Origin of the sequence: Bradyrhizobium sp. SZCCHNR1015 (assembly GCF_032489875.1) — a bacterium.
GTDB lineage: Bacteria > Pseudomonadota > Alphaproteobacteria > Rhizobiales > Xanthobacteraceae > Bradyrhizobium.
Window position 1 is genome coordinate 207,094 of record NZ_JAUEYW010000004.1, and the last position, 20,582, is coordinate 227,675.

The 20,582-nt window shown below is 66.2% G+C and carries 24 protein-coding genes; 9 read left to right on the forward strand and 15 right to left on the reverse strand.

The genetic code is table 11. From position 1 onward, the window contains the following. Positions 1-279: 279 nt before the first annotated feature. The 5 genes from QX128_RS09375 (at position 280) to QX128_RS09395 (ending at position 2,851) form a co-directional block, all read left to right on the forward strand. The gene (locus QX128_RS09375) at positions 280-657 is read left to right on the forward strand and encodes an AtpZ/AtpI family protein (protein ID WP_316237325.1); all 378 of its coding nucleotides are present in this window, start codon (positions 280-282) and stop codon (positions 655-657) included. Between the two features lie 87 nt (positions 658-744). Beyond that, entirely contained in the window at positions 745-1,488 is a 744-nt protein-coding gene (locus QX128_RS09380) for a F0F1 ATP synthase subunit A (protein WP_316181934.1), read from the forward strand. 40 nt (positions 1,489-1,528) lie between these two features. After that, positions 1,529-1,756: a F0F1 ATP synthase subunit C gene (locus QX128_RS09385; RefSeq protein WP_006615622.1), complete on the forward strand. Its 228-nt coding sequence runs from the start codon at positions 1,529-1,531 to the stop codon at positions 1,754-1,756. A 28-nt stretch (positions 1,757-1,784) separates the two neighbouring features. Continuing rightward, the gene (locus QX128_RS09390; RefSeq protein WP_315801531.1) at positions 1,785-2,360 is read left to right on the forward strand and encodes a F0F1 ATP synthase subunit B'; all 576 of its coding nucleotides are present in this window, start codon (positions 1,785-1,787) and stop codon (positions 2,358-2,360) included. Further along, the gene (locus tag QX128_RS09395) at positions 2,360-2,851 is read left to right on the forward strand and encodes an ATP F0F1 synthase subunit B (protein ID WP_315801532.1); all 492 of its coding nucleotides are present in this window, start codon (positions 2,360-2,362) and stop codon (positions 2,849-2,851) included. The genes QX128_RS09390 and QX128_RS09395 overlap by 1 nt, the downstream gene beginning before the upstream one ends. Positions 2,852-2,957: 106 nt before the next feature. On the opposite strand, the gene QX128_RS09400 is transcribed toward QX128_RS09395, so the two are convergent. From QX128_RS09400 to coxB, 14 genes are all read right to left on the reverse strand, one after another. Next, positions 2,958-3,575, reverse strand: coding sequence for a hypothetical protein (locus tag QX128_RS09400; RefSeq protein WP_315801760.1), 618 nt, complete (start codon positions 3,573-3,575; stop codon positions 2,958-2,960). 142 nt (positions 3,576-3,717) lie between these two features. Continuing rightward, positions 3,718-4,305, reverse strand: a complete 588-nt coding sequence (locus QX128_RS09405) for a GNAT family protein (protein ID WP_316181937.1) — start codon at positions 4,303-4,305, stop codon at positions 3,718-3,720. Positions 4,306-4,437: 132 nt separating this feature from the next. After that, the gene (locus QX128_RS09410) at positions 4,438-5,727 is read right to left on the reverse strand and encodes a pitrilysin family protein (protein ID WP_315801761.1); all 1,290 of its coding nucleotides are present in this window, start codon (positions 5,725-5,727) and stop codon (positions 4,438-4,440) included. Next, positions 5,727-7,142: a threonine synthase gene (gene thrC / locus QX128_RS09415; protein WP_315801533.1), complete on the reverse strand. Its 1,416-nt coding sequence runs from the start codon at positions 7,140-7,142 to the stop codon at positions 5,727-5,729. The genes QX128_RS09410 and thrC overlap by 1 nt, the downstream gene beginning before the upstream one ends. A gap of 1,043 nt (positions 7,143-8,185) precedes the next feature. After that, the gene (locus tag QX128_RS09420; RefSeq protein WP_315801534.1) at positions 8,186-8,617 is read right to left on the reverse strand and encodes a carboxymuconolactone decarboxylase family protein; all 432 of its coding nucleotides are present in this window, start codon (positions 8,615-8,617) and stop codon (positions 8,186-8,188) included. Next, on the reverse strand, positions 8,544-9,023 hold the full coding sequence (locus QX128_RS09425) for a MerR family transcriptional regulator (protein ID WP_316237326.1): 480 nt from the start codon (positions 9,021-9,023) through the stop codon (positions 8,544-8,546). The genes QX128_RS09420 and QX128_RS09425 overlap by 74 nt, the downstream gene beginning before the upstream one ends. A 151-nt stretch (positions 9,024-9,174) precedes the next feature. Further along, complete coding sequence (locus tag QX128_RS09430; protein ID WP_316237327.1) at positions 9,175-9,933, reverse strand: SURF1 family protein; 759 nt, start codon at positions 9,931-9,933, stop codon at positions 9,175-9,177. A 334-nt stretch (positions 9,934-10,267) separates the two neighbouring features. Next, complete coding sequence (locus QX128_RS09435) at positions 10,268-10,657, reverse strand: DUF983 domain-containing protein (RefSeq protein ID WP_315717920.1); 390 nt, start codon at positions 10,655-10,657, stop codon at positions 10,268-10,270. A 166-nt stretch (positions 10,658-10,823) separates the two neighbouring features. After that, positions 10,824-11,681, reverse strand: coding sequence for a cytochrome c oxidase subunit 3 (locus QX128_RS09440; RefSeq protein WP_315801538.1), 858 nt, complete (start codon positions 11,679-11,681; stop codon positions 10,824-10,826). Positions 11,682-11,774: 93 nt separating this feature from the next. Then, positions 11,775-12,407 carry a cytochrome c oxidase assembly protein gene (locus QX128_RS09445; protein WP_315801762.1) on the reverse strand — a complete coding sequence of 211 codons (633 nt, stop codon included), beginning with the start codon at positions 12,405-12,407 and terminating at the stop codon, positions 11,775-11,777. A 34-nt stretch (positions 12,408-12,441) separates the two neighbouring features. Next, positions 12,442-12,618: a CoxF protein gene (locus tag QX128_RS09450; RefSeq protein ID WP_315801539.1), complete on the reverse strand. Its 177-nt coding sequence runs from the start codon at positions 12,616-12,618 to the stop codon at positions 12,442-12,444. A gap of 20 nt (positions 12,619-12,638) precedes the next feature. Continuing rightward, positions 12,639-13,577: a heme o synthase gene (locus tag QX128_RS09455; RefSeq protein WP_316218189.1), complete on the reverse strand. Its 939-nt coding sequence runs from the start codon at positions 13,575-13,577 to the stop codon at positions 12,639-12,641. A 143-nt stretch (positions 13,578-13,720) separates the two neighbouring features. Further along, positions 13,721-15,334 carry a cytochrome c oxidase subunit I gene (ctaD, locus tag QX128_RS09460; RefSeq protein ID WP_316218188.1) on the reverse strand — a complete coding sequence of 538 codons (1,614 nt, stop codon included), beginning with the start codon at positions 15,332-15,334 and terminating at the stop codon, positions 13,721-13,723. A 68-nt stretch (positions 15,335-15,402) separates the two neighbouring features. Continuing rightward, positions 15,403-16,239 (reverse strand): cytochrome c oxidase subunit II, encoded by an 837-nt coding sequence (gene coxB, locus QX128_RS09465; RefSeq protein ID WP_315801542.1) that lies wholly within the window; start codon positions 16,237-16,239, stop codon positions 15,403-15,405. 480 nt (positions 16,240-16,719) lie between these two features. Here coxB and QX128_RS09470 point away from each other — a divergent pair, with 480 nt between their 5' ends. Next, on the forward strand, positions 16,720-17,349 hold the full coding sequence (locus QX128_RS09470; protein WP_315801543.1) for an invasion associated locus B family protein: 630 nt from the start codon (positions 16,720-16,722) through the stop codon (positions 17,347-17,349). Positions 17,350-17,415: 66 nt separating this feature from the next. Here the strand turns inward: QX128_RS09470 and QX128_RS09475 are convergent, their stop codons facing one another. After that, entirely contained in the window at positions 17,416-17,916 is a 501-nt protein-coding gene (locus tag QX128_RS09475) for a GNAT family N-acetyltransferase (protein WP_316218186.1), read from the reverse strand. Positions 17,917-18,000: 84 nt separating this feature from the next. Between QX128_RS09475 and tldD the strand changes: the two genes are divergently transcribed. Genes tldD through QX128_RS09490 form a run of 3 tightly spaced genes read left to right on the forward strand, consistent with a single transcriptional unit; the run spans position 18,001 to position 20,577 of the window. Further along, the gene (tldD, locus tag QX128_RS09480) at positions 18,001-19,425 is read left to right on the forward strand and encodes a metalloprotease TldD (protein WP_316237328.1); all 1,425 of its coding nucleotides are present in this window, start codon (positions 18,001-18,003) and stop codon (positions 19,423-19,425) included. An 11-nt stretch (positions 19,426-19,436) separates the two neighbouring features. Beyond that, the gene (gene lepB, locus QX128_RS09485) at positions 19,437-20,228 is read left to right on the forward strand and encodes a signal peptidase I (RefSeq protein ID WP_316237329.1); all 792 of its coding nucleotides are present in this window, start codon (positions 19,437-19,439) and stop codon (positions 20,226-20,228) included. Between the two features lie 10 nt (positions 20,229-20,238). Further along, on the forward strand, positions 20,239-20,577 hold the full coding sequence (locus QX128_RS09490; protein ID WP_316237330.1) for an MmcQ/YjbR family DNA-binding protein: 339 nt from the start codon (positions 20,239-20,241) through the stop codon (positions 20,575-20,577). Positions 20,578-20,582 lie beyond the last annotated feature (5 nt).

A 20,582-nucleotide genomic window follows, 5' to 3' on the forward strand; every position in this document is an offset into this window, starting at 1 on the left:
CCGTGCTGGTTGGGGTTCAGCGACATCGGATCAGAGGGCCCCGACAGGGGCAAGATCGCAGTTGCACAGAACGCTGTTGATGCGGCGCGGTGACACGCGCGACCGATCTGACGAAAAAGCCAGGAAGACGAGCAAAATCAGGCATCTAACAGTTCAACACGCAATCTTGACTTGGGGGGATGCGGTCAGTATGGTCCGCGCGGCTTTAAAGGGCGATGGGGCGCTATTTCCTGACACTCGCGGCAACGGATCGGGTCTCCACACATGGCGGATAAGCACATGGCGGATGGCACGAACGAGAGCGATGGACACGGGGATCGCGACAAGTCGCCCGATGAGGTTGCGCTTTCCGCAAGGCTCGGAAGTCTCGACCAACGGTTGTCCGAATTTCGTGACGGCCGAAAGATCGGGGCTGATCAACCTGGAAACGGCGGCGGTGACACTGCAGCCCGGGCTTCGGCCATGGCGCGTGGCCTGCGACTGTCCTCCGAGTTGATCGCCGGTGTCCTCGTCGGTGCGGTGCTTGGCTGGGGCTTCGACCGCTTGCTGTCGACATCGCCCTTTGGATTCATCGTGTTTTTCCTGCTCGGCTTCGCGGCCGGCGTGTTGAACGTGGTGAGATCCGCAGGCATAGCTCCCGACAGGCCCCGCCAGTGAGACATGCGCGGAAGACCTCGCGCGGAAGACCAACGAGTGAATTGCAAAGCGCCGGCGTGGCCGGTGAACAACTGAGACGCCACGCGGATGATCGATCCGATCCATCAATTCCACCTCAACAAGATCTTCACGATCGGCCACATCGGCAATCAGGAGATCGCCTTCACCAATTCGTCCGCGTACATGCTGCTCGCGGTCGTGCTGATCGCCGTCATGATGATGGCCGCAGGGCGCGCGCTCGTGCCGGGCCGGTTCCAGTCGGTGGTCGAGCTGTCCTACGAATTCGTCGCCAACACCATCAGAACCAGCGCCGGCTCGCACGGCATGACGTTCTTCCCGCTGGTGTTCTCGCTGTTCATGTTCATCTTCGTCTCGAACATCGTCGGCATCATCCCCTACACCTTCACCGTCTCCAGCCACATCATCGTCACCTTCGCGCTGGCGCTGCTGGTGTTCCTGACGGTCATCATCTACGGCTTCTACAAGAACGGCCTGAAGTTCTTTAAGCTGTTCGTCCCCTCCGGCATCCCCGCGGTGATCCTGCCGCTGGTGGTCGTGATCGAAATCATCTCCTTCTTCTCCCGTCCGATCTCGCACAGCGTCCGTCTGTTCGCCAACATGCTGGCCGGCCACGTCACCCTGAAGGTGTTCGCGAGCTTCGTGACCATGCTCGGTGCGCTCGGCTTCGTCGGCAAGGTCGGCGCGCTGTTGCCGCTCGGCCTCACGGTCGCGCTGACCGGCCTCGAGCTGATGGTCGCGTTCCTCCAGGCCTACGTCTTCACGATCCTCACCTGCATCTATCTCAACGATGCTATCCATCCGGGCCACTGATCCGGCCCTCTCTACCAAACCCCTCAAAGGAGTTCGTTTCATGGATCCGGTTGCAGCGAAGTACATTGGCGCGGGCATTGCCTGCATCGGCATGGGTGGCGCGGGTGCCGGCATCGGCATCATCTTCGGCAACTACCTGTCGGCCGCTCTGCGCAATCCGTCGGCCGCCCAGGGCCAGTTCGGCAACCTGATTTTCGGCTTCGCGGTGACCGAAGCGCTCGGCATCTTCTCGCTGCTGATCGCGCTGCTCCTGCTGTACGCCGTCTAAGACGGCCTGAGCCGGACAGGAGAAGCCCGTGGCTGAAAGTCATGGCGAGGCCAAGGGTGGCGAGGCCAAGGGCACCGCAAGCGCCCATACGGAGGCCGATGGCGGGCATGGTTTCCCTCCGTTCTCGAAGGAAACCTTTCCCTCCCAGATCGTCTCCTTGGTGATCGCCTTCGTGGCGCTGTACGTGATCGTCTCGCGTGTGGCGCTGCCGAAGGTCGGGGCCGTCATCGACGCCCGCCAGAAGTCAATCGACGGCGATCTGGCTGAAGCGCAGCGGCTGAAGGATGAATCCGAAGCCGCGATGAAGGCATATGAGAGCGAGCTGGCGACGGCTCGTGCCCGTGCCCAGGCGATCGGAGCCGAGACCCGCGAGAAGCTCGCGGCCTCTTCGGACGCCGAGCGCAAGGCGCTGGAAGACAGCCTCGCAGCCAAGCTCGCGGCGGCTGAGGCATCCATCGCCACCACGCGCACGACCGCAATGAGCAATGTCCGCGGCATCGCCGCAGACGCAGCCAGCGCGATCGTGAAGCAGCTCACCGGCAAGGCCCCCGCAGCCAAGACGGTCGAGGCTGCGGTGGATGCATCGTTGAAGGGAACAGCCTGATGCATTTGCTTGCTGATCCGGAAACCTGGGTCGCGATCGCCTTCGTGATCCTGATGGGCCTGTTCGCCTATCTCGGTGTCCACCGCATGGTCCTGACGGCGCTCGACCACCGCGCCGAGCGCATCAGGAACGAGCTCGCGGAGGCCAAGCGGCTCAAGGAAGAGGCGGCCAAGGTGCTCGCCGATTACAAGACCCGCCGCGCCAGCGCCGAGCGTGAGGCCGAGGAGATCGTCACCAGCGCAAAGGCGGAAGCCGAGCGCATCGCGGCGGAGGCCAAGGCCAAGATGGAAGACTTCGTCGCCCGTCGCACCAAGGCCGCCGAGGGCAAGATCGCCCTCGCCGAAGCCCAGGCTCTCGCCGACGTCAGGTCCGCTGCGGCGGAGGCCGCCGTCCAGGCGGCAGCGACCGTGCTGTCGCAGTCGGTCAAGGGCGCTCTTGGCGAAGACCTCGTCGCCAAGGGCATCGCCGAAGTCGGCCGCAAGCTGAACTGAGCGGCAGCCCATCTCATCCATCATCTTCAAAAGGCAGGTGCGATTCCATCGCACCGGCCTTTTGCTATTCACACTCTCCGGCGACCGCTTCGCGCAAGGGCAATCGTCACCTCCGCTTCTTGCCGTGCGGCCGCTCCGGGGTCAGGGCCTGCGGGTCGAAGCCGATGTAGAAGACGTAATTGTCGGCATTGGCGCCGGGCGGCGGCACCGGATAGACCATGTCCTCGGCGACGATCGTGAACGGCACGCTGCCGTCCTCGGTCATCTGCACCGTGGTGCGATACGACTTGGTCGCGATCACCTTCTCGCCGATGCCGCCCTGGACCACGGCAATGCGCATCGGAATGTCGACGCTCGCCGGCGCGCCCGCGGGGCCGGCGACGATGCGCCCCTGAATGCCGATCTTGGCGGTGATCTCGGCCCCGTTGAGATTACATTCACGCGCGGTCTTGGTGATCGACGCCTGGAACCGGACGTCGTTGCCGACCGCCTGCTTGCCGGGCGCGGCCACGGCGTAGGTCGAGGCGCCGGCGCGAATATTGACCGGCGGACAGGTCAGGCCATCGGTCGGATCGACCGGCGGTCCGCCGCTGGCGGGCAGATTCTGTTGCCCCTTGTCGTCCGAGCCGCCGCCGAACAGGCTCTTGAAGCGGTCGGTCAGCGATTGGGCGGCGGCCGGCGGCGCCGCGCTCGCGGCTCCCAAGGCCAGCAGCACGGCTGCCAACGTCCCAGCCCTGATCACGCTCGTCTCTCGCATCGTCTGATATCCCCGGCAACTCGGTCGCCCAGCCAAGGCGTCTATACCCATTTCAGAGCCCGGAACCAGCCCCGATCGGCCTCTCCCGCGGCGATCACGATCACGATTGCTACCCCCGGAAATCCTCGTGCAGCAGGCCGTAGAGATAATGGTCCTGCCAGACCCCGTTGATGCAGAGGTAGCGACGCGCCAGGCCCTCGCGGGTGAAGCCGCATTTCTCCAGCACGCGGATCGACGGCATATTGGTCGGGATGCAGGCCGCCTCGACCCGGTGCAGATTGAGCTCGCCGAACAGGGTCGGCAGCAGCAGCCGCAGCGCCGCCGTCATGTAGCCATGATGCGCGAACGGCTGCCCCATCCAGTAGCCGATGGTGCCGGCCTGAACGATGCCGCGGCGGACATTGGCGAGCGTGATGCCGCCGAGCATGGCGCCATCCTGCTCGCGGAAGACGATGAACGGATAGGACCGGTCGGCCGAGATGTCCTCGGCATAGCGGCGCAGCCGGCGGCGGAAGCCGGAGCGCGTCAGGTCGTCGGACGGCCAGATCGGCTCCCACGGCGTGAGATAGTCGCGGCTGATCTCGCGCAGCCGCGCCCATTGCGCGTAATCGGCCATCTGCGGCGCACGCAGCAGCAGGCCCTGGCCGCGCGGAGCCAACGCAGCCGGTCCGTTGGATGGCAAGCGAAACAGGGCCATCTGTGATGCTCCCCCTGCTCTTTCCGGGTCGAAGCCTGCTCCGACCCACCCCAGATCTCCAATGCCGAGATCTCCAAGGCCAAGATCTGGCGAGATTCAAATGCGCGCGGACCGCACCGAGCCGAACCACGCTCAGTGCAGTTGGGCCTTCGATCGCGAACCGGTCAGACCTTCGGCGAAAGTGACCGCCGTGTCCAGACCCCTGCCGGTGCCGAGCGCGACCACCGCCGGCTTGCTGCGTGCGAGCAGCGCCCGCGCCGCATCGCGCGTGCTCTCGACGCTGACCGCCTCGATCTTGGCGACCATCTCCTGCAAGGTCTGCGGCCGGCCATAGGCCAGGATATGCCGCGCCAATTGCTCGGCACGGGCACTGCAGCTCTCCAGCGCCATCAAGAGCCCGGCCTTCATCTGCGCCTTGGCGCGGGCGACCTCGGCCTCGCTCAGGGTCTCCACCGCATTGCCGATGATGTCGACCACGACCTCCATCATCTCGGGGGCGTCGGCCGGATCGGTCCCGGTGTAGAGGCCGAAGAACCCCGTGTCGCTGTAGGGCGCGTGGAACGTGTAGACGGAGTAGCAGAGCCCCCGGTTCTCGCGCACCTCCTGGAACAGCCGGGACGACATGCCGCCGCCGAGGATGTTGGTGAACACCTGCAGCGAGAACAGCGACGGATCGGCCTGCGGCACGCCCTCGAGCGCAAGCGTCAGATGCGCCTGCTCGAGATCGCGGTGCACGACGCGCGAGCCGCCCTTGCCGAACGCCGCCGGCAACGGCTTCGGCCCCTCGCCGCCATTGAAGCTGGCGAAACGCTTCGTCACGTCCTCGACCACCCGCTGATGGTCGACGGCACCGGCGGCGGCGACCACCATGTCGGGGCCGCGGTAATGCGTCGACAGATAGCCGTGCAGCTTGTCGCGATCGAACGCCTCCAGCGTCTTGGCGGTGCCGAGCAGCGAGCGGCCCATCGGCTGGTCCGGAAAGCACAGCTCGTTGAGATGCTCGAACACGACGTCGTCAGGCGTATCCTGTGCCGCGCCGATCTCCTGCACGATCACGTTCTTCTCGCGCTCCAGCTCCTCCGGCACGAACGACGGATTGGCGAGAATGTCGGAGAGCACATCGAGCGCCATCGGCACGTCGGCCTTCAGCACACGGGCGTAATAGGCCGTGGTCTCGGTCGAGGTGCCGGCATTGAGATCGCCGCCGACGGCCTCGACCGTCTCGACGATCTCGCGGGCGCTGCGCGTCGTCGTGCCCTTGAACGCCATGTGCTCGAGCAGATGCGAGATGCCGTGCTCATCCGGCTTCTCGTCGCGGCCGCCGACGCCGGCCCAGACCCCGAGCGCCGCCGTCTCCAGATGCGGCATCGTGTCGGTGACGACCGTCAGCCCCGTCGGCAGCTTGGTGACTTCCACACCCATCATGCAATTCCCTGCTTGGCGGCCCGGCTGACCGAGCGGATGAACTTCTCCACCTCGGCCTGGTCGTTCCGCATGATCCTGATGTCCTCGCGCCTGCTCATCAGCCCTTCGAGCCACACCGGCAGATGCGGCCGCATCCCGCAGGCGGCCTCGACCGCGTCGGGGAATTTGGCGGGATGCGCGGTCGACAGCACGATGTTCGGCACCGACAGATCCGTTCCGTCGCGATCGGCCACCGCCAGCGCCACCGCCGTGTGCGGATCGACGAGATCGCCGGCCTCGCGGAAGGCGGCGCGGATCGCAGCGGCGGTCTCGGTCTCGTCGGCGCGTCCGGCGTCGAAATCCGCGCGGATCGCGGCCAGCATCGCATCCGGCAGCACGAAGCGGCCGGACTGCTTGAGGCCGTCCATCAGCCGCCGCACGGTGCCGGCGTCGCGGCCGCCGGCTTCGAACAGCAGCCGCTCGAAATTCGACGACACCTGGATGTCCATCGAGGGCGAGGCCGTCGCATGCACCTCGCGCACCTCGTAGATGCCGGTCGCCAGCGTCCGGGCGAGGATGTCGTTGACGTTGGTCGCGACGCGCAAGGTCCGCACCGGCAGGCCCATGCGCTTGGCGACGTAGCCGGCGAAGATGTCGCCGAAATTGCCGGTGGGCACGGTGAAGTCGACGGCGCGGTGGGGCGCGCCGATCGCGACCGCCGAGGTGAAGTAGTAGACCACCTGGGCGACGACGCGCGCCCAGTTGATCGAGTTGACGCCCGACAGCCTGACCGAGTCGCGGAAACCGTGATGATTGAACAGGCCCTTCACGATCGCCTGGCAGTCATCGAAATGACCTTCGATGGCCAGCGCATGCACGTTCGCCGCGCCCGACGTGGTCATCATCCGCCGCTGCACCTCGGAGATGCGGCCATGCGGAAACAGCACGATGAGGTCGGCATTGTCGCGGCCGGCGAACGCATCGACCGCGGCGCCGCCGGTATCGCCTGATGTCGCCACGACGATGGTGGTGCGCTCGCCGCGCTTGGCGAGCACATGGTCCATCAGCCGCGAGATCAGCTGCATCGCCACGTCCTTGAACGCCAGGGTCGGGCCGTGGAACAGCTCCAGCACGAACTGATGCGGTGCGGTCTGGTCGAGCGGCACCACGGCGGGGTGACGGAAGGTCGCATAGGCCTCGTTGGCCATGCGGCCGAGCTCCTCGTCGGAAATCTCGCCGGCGACGAACGGCTTGATGACCTCGACGGCGACCTCCCAATAGGGCCGGCCGAAGAACGACGCGATCGTCGCCGGCGTCAGCTGCGGCCAGGTCTCGGGCACGTACAGGCCGCCGTCACGGGCGAGCCCGGTCAGCATCACATCGCAGAAAGTGAGCGCGGGGGCTTCCCCGCGGGTCGAAACATAGCGCGTCAAACCGCTCTCCTGACCTGCGTCACCAGGCCATAACCCGTTGATTGAATTCGAAATCGGAACCGCCCGGCGGCAACATGGTCCGGCACCATAATGGTTTTGGACGGGCTGCGAAACCGGTTGTTGCCGGTGGGATCGTCATGGGGACGGGTTACGGCGGCGTTACGGTGACCCGCGCGAGATGGGCAGCCCTGGTCGGTCCACCTCTCCATCCTACCAGCTCCGCCGTCATCGCCCGATTCACCCGGGCGATCCGGTACGCCGCGGCGGCTATGCTCACCCGCGCCGCTGCGGCGTACTGGATCCCCGCCGTCGCGGGGACGATGGCGGTGCTTGCGGCTTTCAGCCGGACACTTCGAACACGCGAACGAACGATGGGATATCGGCACGACCTCTCCACCTCGTCATTCCGGGGCGCGCGGAGCAGCGGTCTCGCGGCGCGATCGGCGCCCGAGCTTTGCGGAATGTCTCCCTCCTTCGAACGGAGGGCGCAGGGAAGACCGGATGCCGGCTGGCACCCGCGGCCCCCGTGCGAACAAGAATGCACGGGGCAGGAACCACAGGTTCAGCCAGAGCGACCCGGCCTTCCCTGCGCGATGGCTTACGACTTATACGCGCTCTCCTCGGTGCACCGGGCTTTTTGGCCACCGTCATCGACGCGATGCATCGGCACCAGCGCCAACTTGATACCAGCGTCGGGGTATCAGGACCACGCGACTTCGCCGTCCGTGCCGGCCGCACTCGTCAGTTGCAGCCGACCCGTCCATCGCATCCCACCTCAACGTCCGTGACGACGCGTACGTCCCTCGCTGGCGAGGCGGAATGGGAAGAGACAACCATGATTTCGGAAAAAATGAAAGTAAAAAATTGCCGCCGGTCGATGCTGAACTCATCAGCGCGTTGAGGATGCTTACATAATCAGTTTTCCGGCGCGGCCGAATTCTTGATATCGGACGCCAGCTCATGCCGTTGCGAATAGCCCGTCGGGCGACTCGGGGCAGAATCGCGACGATCGCGGTGGCGAGGCGCGGTGCGTAGCCCGCTAATCAAACCGAGGCGGCCTCACCGGCCTTCGCGTCGGCCTCGGCAAACACCGCCTTGGCTGCGAACAATCCGTTGAGCGCGGCGGGGAAGCCGGCATAGACCGCCATCTGCATGATCACTTCGGTGATCTCGTCGCGGCTGAGGCCGACATTGAGGCCAGCATGGATATGAACCTTGAGCTGCGGGCTGGCATTGCCGAGCGCGGTCAGCGCCGCGATGGTCGCGATCTCGCGGCTGCGCAGATCGAGGCCGGGGCGTGAATAGATGTCGCCGAACGGAAACTCGATCACGTAGGTGGCGAAGTCCGGCGCGATGTCGGCGAGCGCCGCGATCACATTGTGGCCGGCCTCGCCGTCGATGCTATCGAGCGCGCGCCGGCCGCGCGCCAGCCGATCCTGATCGGTGTTGGCGCCGGATGGCGTGGCGCCCGGCATCGGGCTCGTCGTCGTGGCTTGGCTGGGCGTTGATCGCGTCATCATCGTTCGTCCTCTCGCTGCTGCCGGCATAACCGGCGATCTTGCCGTCGAGAACGAGAAGGCAATCCTGCAGGCTGGCGACGCGCGCCCGGACCGCCTCGCGATGACGCTCCAGCAGCCGGCATCGTTCCGGCTCGGTGGCAGCGCCGCCCGCGCGCAGCTCGGCGTAGCGCAGCATGTCCCGGATCGGCATTCCCGTGGCCTTGAGGCGGCCGAGGAATTCGATCCAGGTCAGGATCGATGCGTCGTAGTCCCGCTGGCGGGCATGATCGCGATCGGCCCTGGGCAGCAGCCCGATCCGCTCGTAGTAGCGGATCGTATGGGGCGTCAGCCCCGACTGCCTGGCCAGCTCGCCGATCTTCATGCGCGCTTTATCTCCATTCACGACGCCAGGCAGGCTACGGGTTCGAGCGCGCTCTAAGTCAAGCGCCGTTTTGCCGGCGTCGTCGCCGCGGCAGCGACGTGCGGGGGCGGCGCCGGTCCCGCATGTCGCTTGCGCTCATGCGGGGGACGGGTCATCGGTTCGCCGCGCGCCGTCCCCTCGCCCACACCGCGAAGGCCACGATCAGCGCCGCGGCGAGTGAGAACCAGGTGATCGCGTATTGCATGTGCTCGTCGCGCAGATGCGGCGACAGCGGACCGGGTTTTGGGATGCCGTTGTCCGGCACCGGCGTTTCAAGGTCGATGTAGAACGGCGCGACCTCGCCCCAGCCGAGCGTCCTGGCCATCGCGCGATGGTCGCGCGTGAACCACAGCCGCTTGTCGCGGCTCTCGGCCGCGGTGAGCAGGCCGGCGGCCTCGGGGAAGCGCAGATAGCCGGTGAGAATCACGGGCTCGCCGGTGACGAGCTTGCCGACCTGGCGGTCCTGGATGCTGCGTTCCTGCATCGTGTTGGCGACGAAGCCGGCGTCGATCACGACGGTCTCGCCAGGCGGCAGGCGCGCCGGGAGGAACGCCCAGGTGCCCGGCCCGGAGACGTCCTCGCGCACGGCCGAGCCGGCGCTGTAGACCATCGCATCCGGCAGCTTTGCATAGGTCGCGGTGAAGCTGACGCGGCGGAACTCGTCGCGCTCCGGCGTCAGCGTGCGCCAGTCGCCCGGCGGGGGCAGCGGTGCGGGTGCGGCAGCGACGCGATCGGTCAACGCGGCGATCAGCGCATGCTTCTCGGCGCGGCGCTGCAATTGCCAGACGCCGAGGCCGATGAACAGTGCGACCATGACGAAGGTGAAGGCGGCGAAGGCGCGGGATGAGGTGGTGGGGCCGCCGGAGGTCATGCGGCGACTCCATCGCTGCCCGCCTGCTTCAACGCCGCGGGTTTGACGGTCTCACGGGAGCGCTCTGCTTTCCCGACACGGACGGTGCGCTCCCCTCCCCCCTGCGGGGAGGGGTCGGGGGTGGGGGTGGCCCCACAAAGACTGCCGTTGGGGCTACCCCCTTCCCCAGCCCTCCCCCACAAGGGGGGAGGGAGCGCAGCGTCGTCGCAGCGACGACCTTCGTCCCATTCAAGCGCGGTAAGCGACTTGGCTCGCGTCCCAAGAGACAGGCCGCCACAGCAGGCCCCAGGTAGCGCTTCGGAACCGGAGCGCAATTCAGCGGACTTCCAACAACTCATCGCGGCGTCTTGTCCACCAAACGGCCGGGGGCGGCCTTGTGGTGGAATTGCAGGGCGATCAGCAGCGATTTCATCGCGCGCAGCGGCAGCAGCGTCGTCACCAGGATCAGCGGCCCCCAGAGCGCGGCATGGACCCAGAACGGCGGCTGATACTTCACCTCGACGATCAGGGCGGCGCCGACCACGATGGCGCCGGCGAGCATCATGATGAAGATCGCCGGACCGTCGCCGGTGTCGATGAAGGCATAGTCCAGATCGCAGGCTTCGCAACGCTTGCGCAGGTTGAGGAAGCCGTCGAACAGCTTGCCCTGGCCGCAGCGCGGGCAGCGGCAGGCGAGCCCGCGCAGGACGGTCTGGGCCAAAGTGACGGGCGGATGCGTGGTCATGGTGTCTTGCCCCTGGGCGGCCGGGCGGCGCCCCCTGGTGATACAACCGGAGGCGGCGACGGCGGATCACATTTCGATCAACCGCCGGGCGCCGCCGCAAACGAGAAAGGGCGGCCCGACGGCCGCCCCTTCTTAGCACGTTCGACGGAACCGGTGCGCGCCGGCTTCAGTGCGCGCCGTGGGCCATCGCCTCGGCGCCGTGGCCCCAGACGTAGATGCAGATGAACAGGAACAGCCAGACCACGTCGACGAAGTGCCAGTACCAGGCGGCGAACTCGAAGCCGAGATGCTGCTTGGGCGTGAAGTGGCCGGCATAGGCACGCGCCAGGCAGACGATCAGGAAGATCGTGCCGACCAGGACGTGGAAGCCGTGGAAGCCCGTCGCCATGAAGAAGGTCGAGCCGTAGACGTGGCCGGCGAACGAGAACGTCGCGTGGCTGTACTCGTAGGCCTGCACGCAGGTGAAGGTCGCACCCAGGAGGATGGTGAGGATCAGGCCGTATTTCAGGCCCTTGCGGTCGCCCTCGAGCAGCGCGTGGTGCGCCCAGGTCACCGTGGTGCCCGAGGTCAGCAGGATCAGCGTGTTGAGCAGCGGCAGATGCCAGGGATCGAAGGTCTCGATGCCCTTCGGCGGCCAGACGCCGCCGAACAGGGCGTCGCGGGTCGCCTGCACCTCGTAGTTCGGATACAGCGCGGCATTGAAATAGGCCCAGAACCAGGCGACGAAGAACATCACCTCGGAGGCGATGAACAGGATCATGCCGTAGCGGTGATGCAGCTGCACCACGCGGGTGTGGTCGCCCTTGTACTGCGCTTCCTTGATGACGTCGCCCCACCAGCTCGCCATGGTGTAGAGCACGCCGATGGTGCCGATGCCGAACACGATCGGCGCGGCGCCGTACATCTTGTGCATCCAGCCGATCGCGCCGAACGCCATGATGAAGGCCGAGACCGAGCCGACGAACGGCCAAGGGCTCGGATCGACGAGATGGTAGTCGTGATGCTTGGCGTGCGCCTCAGCCATGGCAAGTCTCTCCCCAGATCGATGCCGGTTGCGCCGGCACGGTGTCGTTCAACAGCGATGGTCCCCGGATATCGGATTTCCGCACAGTCACAGTCATAGGCTGCCCCGCGGCTTGTCCGGCTCGCCCGCAGCGACCGGCTTCGGCGTGTCGCGGACGGGATAGAAGGTGTATGACAGCGTGATCGTCTTCAAGCTGTCGTTCTCGTGATCGGCTGCTATCGCCGGATCGACGTAGAACACCACCGCCATCTCGCGGGTCTCGCCCGGCGCCATGGTCTGCTCGGTAAAGCAGAAGCAGTTGATCTTCTGGAAGTAGGCGCCTGATGTCAGCGGCGACACGTTGTAGGCCGCCTGCGCCATGGTGGTGCGCGCCGCCTCGTTGGTGACCTTGTAGTAGACCGTGACCACCTCGCCGATCGCGACATCGATCTCGGTCTTCTCCGGCTCGAACTTCCAGGGCAGACCGCCGGCGACATTGGAGTCGAAGCGCACGGAGATCCGGCGCGCCAGCGGCGCCGCGGATGGCGCTGATGTCGCCACCTGCGTGGTGCCGTTGAAGCCGGTGGCGCGGCAGAACCAGTTGTAGAACGGCACGGCGGCATAGGCCGCGCCCACCATCAGCACCGCGACGGCGCCGCAGATGCCGCCGACCAGCGCATCGCGGCTGAGGCCGCGGCGCGGCGCGGCCGGCGCGGTCGCCGGAACGTTCTGGTCGGTTGTCTCCATCGCGGTCTGCTTCGTCCCGTCCTGCATCGCGTCTCTACATCGGCCGATTCAGCACCGCGGGACCCTTCACCATGGTCACCGCGAAGAACAGCACCACCAGCACGCCGAGCGCGAGCGCGATCGCGATCGAGCGGCGGCGCCGGCTGCGCAGCTGCGCCTCGGTGAGGACGATGCCCTCTGACTCGTTTCGATCCGCCATCGTGGTCGCCATGTTTTCCAGTCTCGCGCCCCTTACCAGATCAGCGGCGCGATCATGCGCGCGACCGCTTCGAGTCCGAGCGTCGCGAACAGCACGAACAGATAAAGGATCGAGAAGGCGAACAGCTTGCGGTTGGCGCGCAGCGAGGCGCTGCGCTCGCGCTTGCGGAACACCTCGACCGCGAGCCACAGCATGCCAGCCCCGAGCGCCAGCGAGACGACGCCGTAGACGGCATCGAAATAGCCGAGCGGCCACGGCGCAGCCGCGATCGCCACCAGGACGATGGTGTAGAGCAGGATCTGCAGCCGGGTCGCGTCCGGGCCGGCGACCACCGGCAGCATCGGCACGCCGGCGCGGGCGTAGTCATCGCTGCGGAACAGCGCCAGCGCCCAGAAATGCGGCGGGGTCCAGAAGAAGATGATCAGGAACAGCCAGAGCGGCTCCGGCGCGATCGATCCGGTGGACGACACCCAGGCGACCACCGGCGGCAGGGCGCCGGCGGCGCCGCCGATGACGATGTTCTGCGCGGTCCAGCGCTTCAGCCAAAGCGTGTAGACGACGACGTAGAAGAAGATGGTGAAGGCGAGCAGGGCGCCGGCGAACCAGTTGACGAGGATGCCGAGCGTCAGCACCGAGAAGAACGACAGCGTGATGCCGAAGGCCAGCGCTTCCTGGCGGGTGACGCGGCCGCGCGGGATCGGACGGTTGGCGGTGCGCGACATCAGCGAGTCGATGTCGCCTTCCAGCGCCATGTTGAGCGCGCCGGAGGCGCCGGCCCCGACCGCAATACACAGCAGCGAGGTGATGGCGAGCACCGGGTGGAAATGGCCCGGAGCGATGAGCAGACCGATCAGCGCCGTGAAGATCACGAGCGACATCACCCGCGGCTTGAGGAGCGCGAGATAATCGCCGACATCGGCCTCGGAAATCCGCGGGCCGACGGCAATGGCGTTCTGATCAATGACCGACACGACGAATCCAGACTTCAATTCAAACGGCCCCGACGCATGTCGCGTCAGCACCTCGCTTCAAGGATCCCGACGGCGCGCCGTCGAGCGCGCTGCCGGCGGACATCGATGCGGCGCCGGATCGGCGCCGCATCGCGAGAGCAGGGTTACTGCACCTTCGGCAGCACCTCGAACTGGTGGAACGGCGGCGGCGAGGACAGGGTCCATTCCAAGGTCGTCGCGCCCGGTCCCCACGGATTGTTCGCCGCCTGCTGCTTGCGCATGAAGGCGTCGACCACCCCATAGATGAAGATCAGGACACCGAAGGCCGAGATGTAGGAGCCGATCGACGAGACCAGGTTCCAGCCGGCATAGGCATCGGGATAGTCGATGTAGCGGCGCGGCATGCCCGACAGGCCGAGGAAGTGCTGCGGGAAGAACACGAGGTTCACGCCGATGAAGGTCACCCAGAAGTGCGCCTTGGCGATGGTCTCGTTGTACATGTAGCCGAACATCTTCGGGAACCAGTAGTACCAGCCCGCGAAGATGGCGAACACCGCGCCGAGCGACAGCACGTAGTGGAAGTGCGCGACGACGTAATAGGTGTCCTGCAGCACGCGGTCGACGCCGGCGTTCGCCAGCACGACGCCGGTGACGCCACCGACCGTGAACAGGAAGATGAAGCCCACCGCCCACAGCATCGGCGCGCGGAACTCGATCGAGCCGCCCCACATCGTGGCGATCCAGGAGAAGATCTTCACGCCGGTGGGCACCGCGATCACCATGGTGGCGGCGACGAAATAGGCCTGCGTCGCCGAGGACATGCCGACCGTGTACATGTGGTGCGCCCACACCACGAAGCCGATGCCGCCGATCGCGACCATGGCGTAGGCCATGCCGAGATAGCCGAACACGGGCTTGCGCGAGAAGGTCGACACGATCTGGCTGATCATGCCGAAGCCGGGCAGGATCAGGATGTACACTTCCGGATGGCCGAAGAACCAGAACAGGTGCTGGAACAGCACCGGATCACCGCCACCGGCCGGATCGAAGAAGGTGGTGCCGAAATTGCGGTCGGTCAGCATCATGGTGATGGCGCCGGCGAGCACCGGCAGCGACAGCAGCAGCAGGAACACCGTCACCAGGATCGACCACACGAACAGCGGCATCTTGTGCAGGGTCATGCCCGGCGCGCGCATGTTGAAGATGGTGGTGATGAAGTTGATCGAGCCGAGGATCGACGACGCACCGGCAAGGTGCAGCGACAGGATCGCGAAATCCACCGCCGGTCCGGGATGGCCCGAGGTCGACAGCGGCACATACATCGTCCAGCCGGCGCCGACGCCGTTGGCGCCGGGCTCGCCCTCGACGAAGGTCGAAGTCAGGAGCAGCGCGAACGAGGCGGGCAGCAGCCAGAATGAGATGTTGTTCATGCGCGGGAACGCCATGTCCGGCGCGCCGATCATGAGCGGCACCATCCAGTTGCCGAAACCGCCGATCATCGCCGGCATGACCATGAAGAAGATCATGATCAGGCCATGCGAGGTCACGAACACGTTGTAGGTGTGGTTCTCGTGGAAGAGCTGCACGCCCGGATACATCAGCTCGATGCGGATCGCGACCGACATGGCGAGGCCGATGATGCCGGCGCACACCGCGAAGATCAGATACATCGTGCCGATGTCTTTGTGGTTGGTCGAATAGATCCAGCGCCGCCATCCGGTCGGGTGGTCGTGCGCGTGATCGTCATGGCCTGCATGGGTCGCTACGTTCGTCGCCATTGTCCAATCCTCAGTGTCCCCGTGGACCGCCAAGGCGGCCCTCAATCTTAGCGTTCATCCGCGCTCGGCTACTGCGACACGCCCGCAGCCGACGCATAGGTGCTCGTGGGCGCGCTGGCGTACTTCTTCTTGGCGTCCTCGACCCAGGCGGTGAATTCCTGATCGCTCACGACGCGCACCGCGATCGGCATGTAGGCGTGATCCTTGCCGCACAACTCGGAGCACTGGCCGTAATACATGCCGACCTTGGTCGCCTTGAACCAGGTCTCGTTGAGGCGGCCTGGAATGGCGTCGATCTTGACGCCGAACGACGGGATCGCCCAGGAGTGGATCACGTCGGCGCCGGTGGTCTGGACGCGAATCACCTTGTTGACCGGCACCACCATCTCGTTGTCGACGGCGAGCAGGCGCGGCTGCTTGTCCTGCGCCAGCAGCGAGTCGAACTCGAACTTGCCGTTGTCGGGATAGGCGTAGCTCCAGTACCACTGCTTGCCGGTGGCCTTGATGGTCATATCGGCCTTCGGCACGTCCAGCTCGAGGAACAGCAGCCGGAACGACGGCACCGCGATCATGACCAGGATCAGCACCGGGATCAGCGTCCAGGCCACCTCGATCAGCGTGTTGTGGGTCGTCCGCGACGGCACCGGGTTGGCGCGCGCGTTGAACTTGACCACCACGGCGATCAGCAGCGCCAGCACGAACAGCGTGATGATGGTGATGATCGTCAGCAGCAGGCCGTGGAACCAGGTGATGTTCTCCATCACCGGCGTCGCGGCCTCCTGCAGCTTGACTTCCCATGGCGCCGGCTGGCCCGTTTCAGCAAACGCCGCTCCACCCGACACGAGCGTCACGCCCGTTACGGCCAACCCCAGCAAGGCGCTCAATTGGCCTTTCGACATCTTCATGCCGTCGCGCTCCCTTCAGAACTTTCCCCCTCGGCGCACCGCCCGCTTCACGCAGCGGCGCGCCGTTCGATCCGCTCTCCTGACAAATGGCCTTCGGGCGGATGCATAGAAAAGCACCTGGGCCAGTTCACTGGAATGACGAAATCTTTCTTCTCAAACCATAATTCTTGATCTATCGCAATGCAGTCTTGCGCCTGATATCGCGCGCCGCGCTGTTCGTCGCGACGAGCGTATTTTCCGGGAGATTGCCGCATGCCGTGATTTCGCGGGCAACGGGCGCTTGACAGGCGTGCGGCGCGATGTAGGCAAACGGGACACGGCCGTTTGCGAGGCTGATTCGGCGAGGCGCAGCGGCAGCGCCCACCAGGGTGCGGCCATTTTGGGTATCGTTTCGTGCCGTACGCCGATGACGCTGTCCTCAAGACGCCATCATTGCCGTATCATGGCGTCGGACGCGCAGATCACCCACAGGAAATTGTCATGGCACCGACCCGGATCAGGGTTTCAACGGACAGGACAGCTGACATGTCGACCCCAGCTGCGAATGACTCGCGCCGTTTGTACCGATTCAGCGCGGTGCGTGCGCGACTCACGCGTGTTGCCGCGATGACCTCCGCCGCAGCGACCGCGGTCGCGATGATCGCTGCGACGGTCGTCGGCGTGCCGCATGCCGCGTGGGCGCAGGGCGCGGTGCGCTCGGTGCATGGCGACTGGCAGATCCGCTGCGACACGCCGCCCGGCGCGCAGGCCGAGCAGTGCGCGCTGATCCAGAGCGTCGTGGCCGAGGACCGCTCCAATGCCGGCCTCACCGTGATCATGCTGAAGACCGCCGACCAGAAGAGCCGGCTGATGCGTGTGGTGGCGCCGCTCGGCGTGCTGCTGCCGTCCGGCCTCGGCCTGAAGCTCGACAACCAGGACGTCGGCCGCGCCGGTTTCGTGCGCTGTCTGCCCAATGGCTGCGTCGCCGAGGTGGTGCTGGAGGACAAGCTGCTGGGCCAGCTCAAGACGGCGAAGACCGCGACCTTCATCATCTTCGAGACGCCGGAGGAAGGCATCGGCTTCCCGCTGAGCCTCAACGGCCTCGCCGAGGGCTTCGACAAGCTGCCCTGACGTCGGCTGCGATTGACGGGATTCGCACGATGCCGTGATTGGGCCGTGAGACGGTGTGACGCGATCTCAGCGTCGCCCGTCGAGCGCCAGCGCCATCACCAGCAGGGTCTTGTCGAACCCGTCATCGCCGGGCTCCCGCGGCTGCACCGCCTTGAGCAGGAATCCGGCCTGCTGGTACAGCCTGATGGCGTTGGTGTTGCTGCGGTAAACGGTGAGCTCGACGCGCGAGAAGCCAGCCACCCGCGCCGCCTCGAGCGCCGCCGCCATCAGTCGTCGGCCCAGGCCCTGGTGCCGGAACTGCGGCATTAGGCCCATGCCGAGCACCCCGATCCGGGCATCGATTGGCCCTGATTTGGGCGTCACATCGCACCAGCCCACCACCTCCCCGGCCGAGAGAGCGACGAATTGCGGATATCCCTCGTGGATGTTGTTCAGAATGAAGGCGCGCGTGGACTCGAGCGGCGGCGCCTGCACGAACGACAGATAGCGCCGTTCGCGCGCGACGTAATCGAGCGTGCGGTGGAAGCTCTCGATGTGAGCGGACGTGATGGGAACGATCTCAACCATGTCAGTTCGGTAATCATCCAGCCCCTCGCGCCCCGGCGTCAAAACAACTATCTTGGAATGAACGCTCCGACAACGGATTGACACATGACTGCTCCCACCACCTCCCTGCTCGAGCGCGCCAACCTGGACCGTGATGCGGTCCGGAGCGAGGTCGGGCGTGGCCTGGCCGGCGCCGATGACGGCGAATTGTTCTTCGAATACAGCCAGACCGAGGCGCTGACCTTCGACAATGGCCGGCTGAAGCAGGCGACCTACGACACCAGCCAGGGTTTTGGCCTGCGCGCGGTGAAGGACGATGCAGTCGGCTATGCCCATTCCTCCGACGTCTCGCTGCCGGCCCTGATGCGCGCGGCCGACGCCGTCAGCGCCGTGCGCGGCGGCTATTCCGGCACGTTCGCGAGCGCGCCGCCGCACACCAACGTCCGGCTCTATGGCGACGACAATCCGCTGGACGCCCCGGGGTTCGAAAGCAAGGTCAAGCTGCTCGGCGAGATCGACGCGTATTTGCGCGACAAGGATCCGCGCGTGCGCCAGGTGACCGTGAGCCTCGGCGCGACCTGGCAGGTCGTGGAGATCCTGCGTCCCGACGGCGAGAGCTATCGCGACATCCGCCCGCTGGTGCGCGTCAATGTTTCCGTCGTCGCCGGCCAGGGTGACCGCCAGGAGAGCGGCAGCAAGGGCTATGGCGGCCGCGAGGCCTATGCCCGCTTCATCGAGACCAAGGCGTGGCGCGAGGCCGCCGACGGCGCGCTGCGCGAGGCGCTGGTCAACCTCGAATCCGTGCCCGCCCCCGCCGGCGAGATGGACGTCGTGCTCGGCGCCGGCTGGCCCGGCGTGATGCTGCACGAGGCGGTCGGCCACGGCCTCGAGGGCGACTTCAACCGCAAGAAGACCTCCGCCTTCGCCGGGCTGCTGGGCAAGCCGGTCGCCGCCAAGGGCGTCACCGTGGTCGATGACGGCACCATGGCCTCGCGCCGCGGCTCGCTGTCGATCGACGACGAGGGCACGCCGACCAGCCGCACCGTGCTGATCGAGGACGGCATCCTGGTCGGCTACATGCAGGACCGCCAGAACGCCCGGCTGATGAACATGGCGCCGACCGGCAACGGCCGCCGCCAGGGCTACGCACACGTGCCGATGCCGCGCATGACCAACACCTACATGATGGCCGGCGAGCGCGATCCGGCCGAGATCATCGCCTCCGTCAAGAACGGCATCTATGCCGTCAATTTCGGCGGCGGCCAGGTCGACATCACCTCGGGCAAATACGTCTTTCAGTGCACCGAGGCCTACAGGATCGAGAACGGCAAGGTCGGCGCGCCGGTGAAGGGCGCGATGCTGATCGGCAACGGCCCGACGGATTTGAACCGCATCAGCATGATCGGCAACGACCTGTCGCTCGATACTGGCATCGGCACCTGCGGCAAGAACGGCCAGGGCGTGCCGGTCGGCGTCGGTCAGCCGACGCTTCGCATGGATCGCATTACGGTCGGAGGCACGGGCCGATGAGCCTAGAGAAGATGTCCACGGACAAGTCCAGCACCAAGGCGCCGCGCACGGGCAGCGTCCGCAAGGAAAGCACCTGGGGCGGCCAGCTCGCGCAGCTCGTCGCGGTCGTCATGGTGGTGTTCGTCGCCAAGGGCGCCATCGCCGAGCCGTTCTACGTGCCGTCGGGCTCGATGGAGCCGACCCTGATGATCGGCGACGCCCTGCTGGCGTCGAAATTCCCCTATGGCTACGGCACCTCGTCGCTGCCGATGCAGATCACGCTGCCCGAGACCGGCCGCCTGTTCGGCGAGACGCCGAAGCGCGGCGACGTCGTCGTGTTCCGCTGGCCGGGCGACACCTCGCAGGCCTGGGTCAAGCGCGTCGTCGGCCTGCCCGGCGACCGCATCCAGATGCGCCAGGGCCAGCTCTACATCAACGGCCAGGCGGCCGCGCTGAAGCCGGACGGCATCGGCGATGCCGAGGACGACACCGGCCGCAACGATCCGGCCTATCGCTACGTCGAGACGCTGCCGAATGGCGTCTCGCACCTGATCTTCAAGATGCGCGACAACGGGCGTCTCGACAACACGCCGGAGGTGACGGTGCCGCCCGGCAAGCTGTTCGTGCTCGGCGATAACCGCGACAACTCCGCCGACAGCCGCGTGGCCTTGCGCGATGGCGGCGTCGGCCTGCTGCCGATCGACAATCTCGTCGGCCGCGCCGATGCCGTGGTCGGCTCCTGGGACCTTGGCTACAAGAACCAGCCGGTCTGGGCCTGGCTGTCCGGCTTCCGGCTGGATCGCTTCTTCACCGCGGTGCGTTGAACGAACGCCGATGACCTTCGACGATGTCAGGGCGCTCGCGCTGGCATGGCCGGAGGTCGAGGACGGCACGTCCTATGGGACGTCAGCGCTGAAGGTGCGCAACAAGATGCTGGCGCGCCTGAAGGAGGACGGGGACAGTCTCGTCCTTCCGGGCGTGCCGCCGGACGAACGCGCGATGCTGGTGGAAAGCCGGCCGAAGCTGTTCTATTTCACTGATCACTACCGCGAATATCCAATCGTGCTGCTGCGGCTGTCCGAGGCGAGAGCCGCTGACGTCGCGCCGCTGCTGCGGCGGCAGTGGCGGGCACTGGCGTCCCGGAAAGCCGTCGCCGCGTTCGATTGCGGTTGAGCGCT

What these genes read in the sequence shown, in the direction of transcription:
- tldD (WP_316237328.1), top strand. Translation starts at nt 18,001, where the DNA reads ATGACTGCTCCCACCACCTCCCTGCTCGAGCGCGCCAACCTGGACCGT.
- QX128_RS09375 (WP_316237325.1), top strand. Translation starts at nt 280, where the DNA reads ATGGCGGATGGCACGAACGAGAGCGATGGACACGGGGATCGCGACAAG.
- QX128_RS09430 (WP_316237327.1), bottom strand. Translation starts at nt 9,933, where the DNA reads ATGACCTCCGGCGGCCCCACCACCTCATCCCGCGCCTTCGCCGCCTTC.
- QX128_RS09410 (WP_315801761.1), bottom strand. Translation starts at nt 5,727, where the DNA reads ATGGGTGTGGAAGTCACCAAGCTGCCGACGGGGCTGACGGTCGTCACC.
- QX128_RS09445 (WP_315801762.1), bottom strand. Translation starts at nt 12,407, where the DNA reads ATGGAGACAACCGACCAGAACGTTCCGGCGACCGCGCCGGCCGCGCCG.
- QX128_RS09450 (WP_315801539.1), bottom strand. Translation starts at nt 12,618, where the DNA reads ATGGCGACCACGATGGCGGATCGAAACGAGTCAGAGGGCATCGTCCTC.
- QX128_RS09490 (WP_316237330.1), top strand. Translation starts at nt 20,239, where the DNA reads ATGACCTTCGACGATGTCAGGGCGCTCGCGCTGGCATGGCCGGAGGTC.
- lepB (WP_316237329.1), top strand. Translation starts at nt 19,437, where the DNA reads ATGTCCACGGACAAGTCCAGCACCAAGGCGCCGCGCACGGGCAGCGTC.
- QX128_RS09475 (WP_316218186.1), bottom strand. Translation starts at nt 17,916, where the DNA reads ATGGTTGAGATCGTTCCCATCACGTCCGCTCACATCGAGAGCTTCCAC.
- ctaD (WP_316218188.1), bottom strand. Translation starts at nt 15,334, where the DNA reads ATGGCGACGAACGTAGCGACCCATGCAGGCCATGACGATCACGCGCAC.
- QX128_RS09420 (WP_315801534.1), bottom strand. Translation starts at nt 8,617, where the DNA reads ATGCCGGGCGCCACGCCATCCGGCGCCAACACCGATCAGGATCGGCTG.
- coxB (WP_315801542.1), bottom strand. Translation starts at nt 16,239, where the DNA reads ATGAAGATGTCGAAAGGCCAATTGAGCGCCTTGCTGGGGTTGGCCGTA.
- QX128_RS09435 (WP_315717920.1), bottom strand. Translation starts at nt 10,657, where the DNA reads ATGACCACGCATCCGCCCGTCACTTTGGCCCAGACCGTCCTGCGCGGG.
- QX128_RS09440 (WP_315801538.1), bottom strand. Translation starts at nt 11,681, where the DNA reads ATGGCTGAGGCGCACGCCAAGCATCACGACTACCATCTCGTCGATCCG.
- QX128_RS09385 (WP_006615622.1), top strand. Translation starts at nt 1,529, where the DNA reads ATGGATCCGGTTGCAGCGAAGTACATTGGCGCGGGCATTGCCTGCATC.
- QX128_RS09395 (WP_315801532.1), top strand. Translation starts at nt 2,360, where the DNA reads ATGCATTTGCTTGCTGATCCGGAAACCTGGGTCGCGATCGCCTTCGTG.
- QX128_RS09425 (WP_316237326.1), bottom strand. Translation starts at nt 9,023, where the DNA reads ATGAAGATCGGCGAGCTGGCCAGGCAGTCGGGGCTGACGCCCCATACG.
- QX128_RS09405 (WP_316181937.1), bottom strand. Translation starts at nt 4,305, where the DNA reads ATGGCCCTGTTTCGCTTGCCATCCAACGGACCGGCTGCGTTGGCTCCG.
- QX128_RS09380 (WP_316181934.1), top strand. Translation starts at nt 745, where the DNA reads ATGATCGATCCGATCCATCAATTCCACCTCAACAAGATCTTCACGATC.
- QX128_RS09470 (WP_315801543.1), top strand. Translation starts at nt 16,720, where the DNA reads ATGGCACCGACCCGGATCAGGGTTTCAACGGACAGGACAGCTGACATG.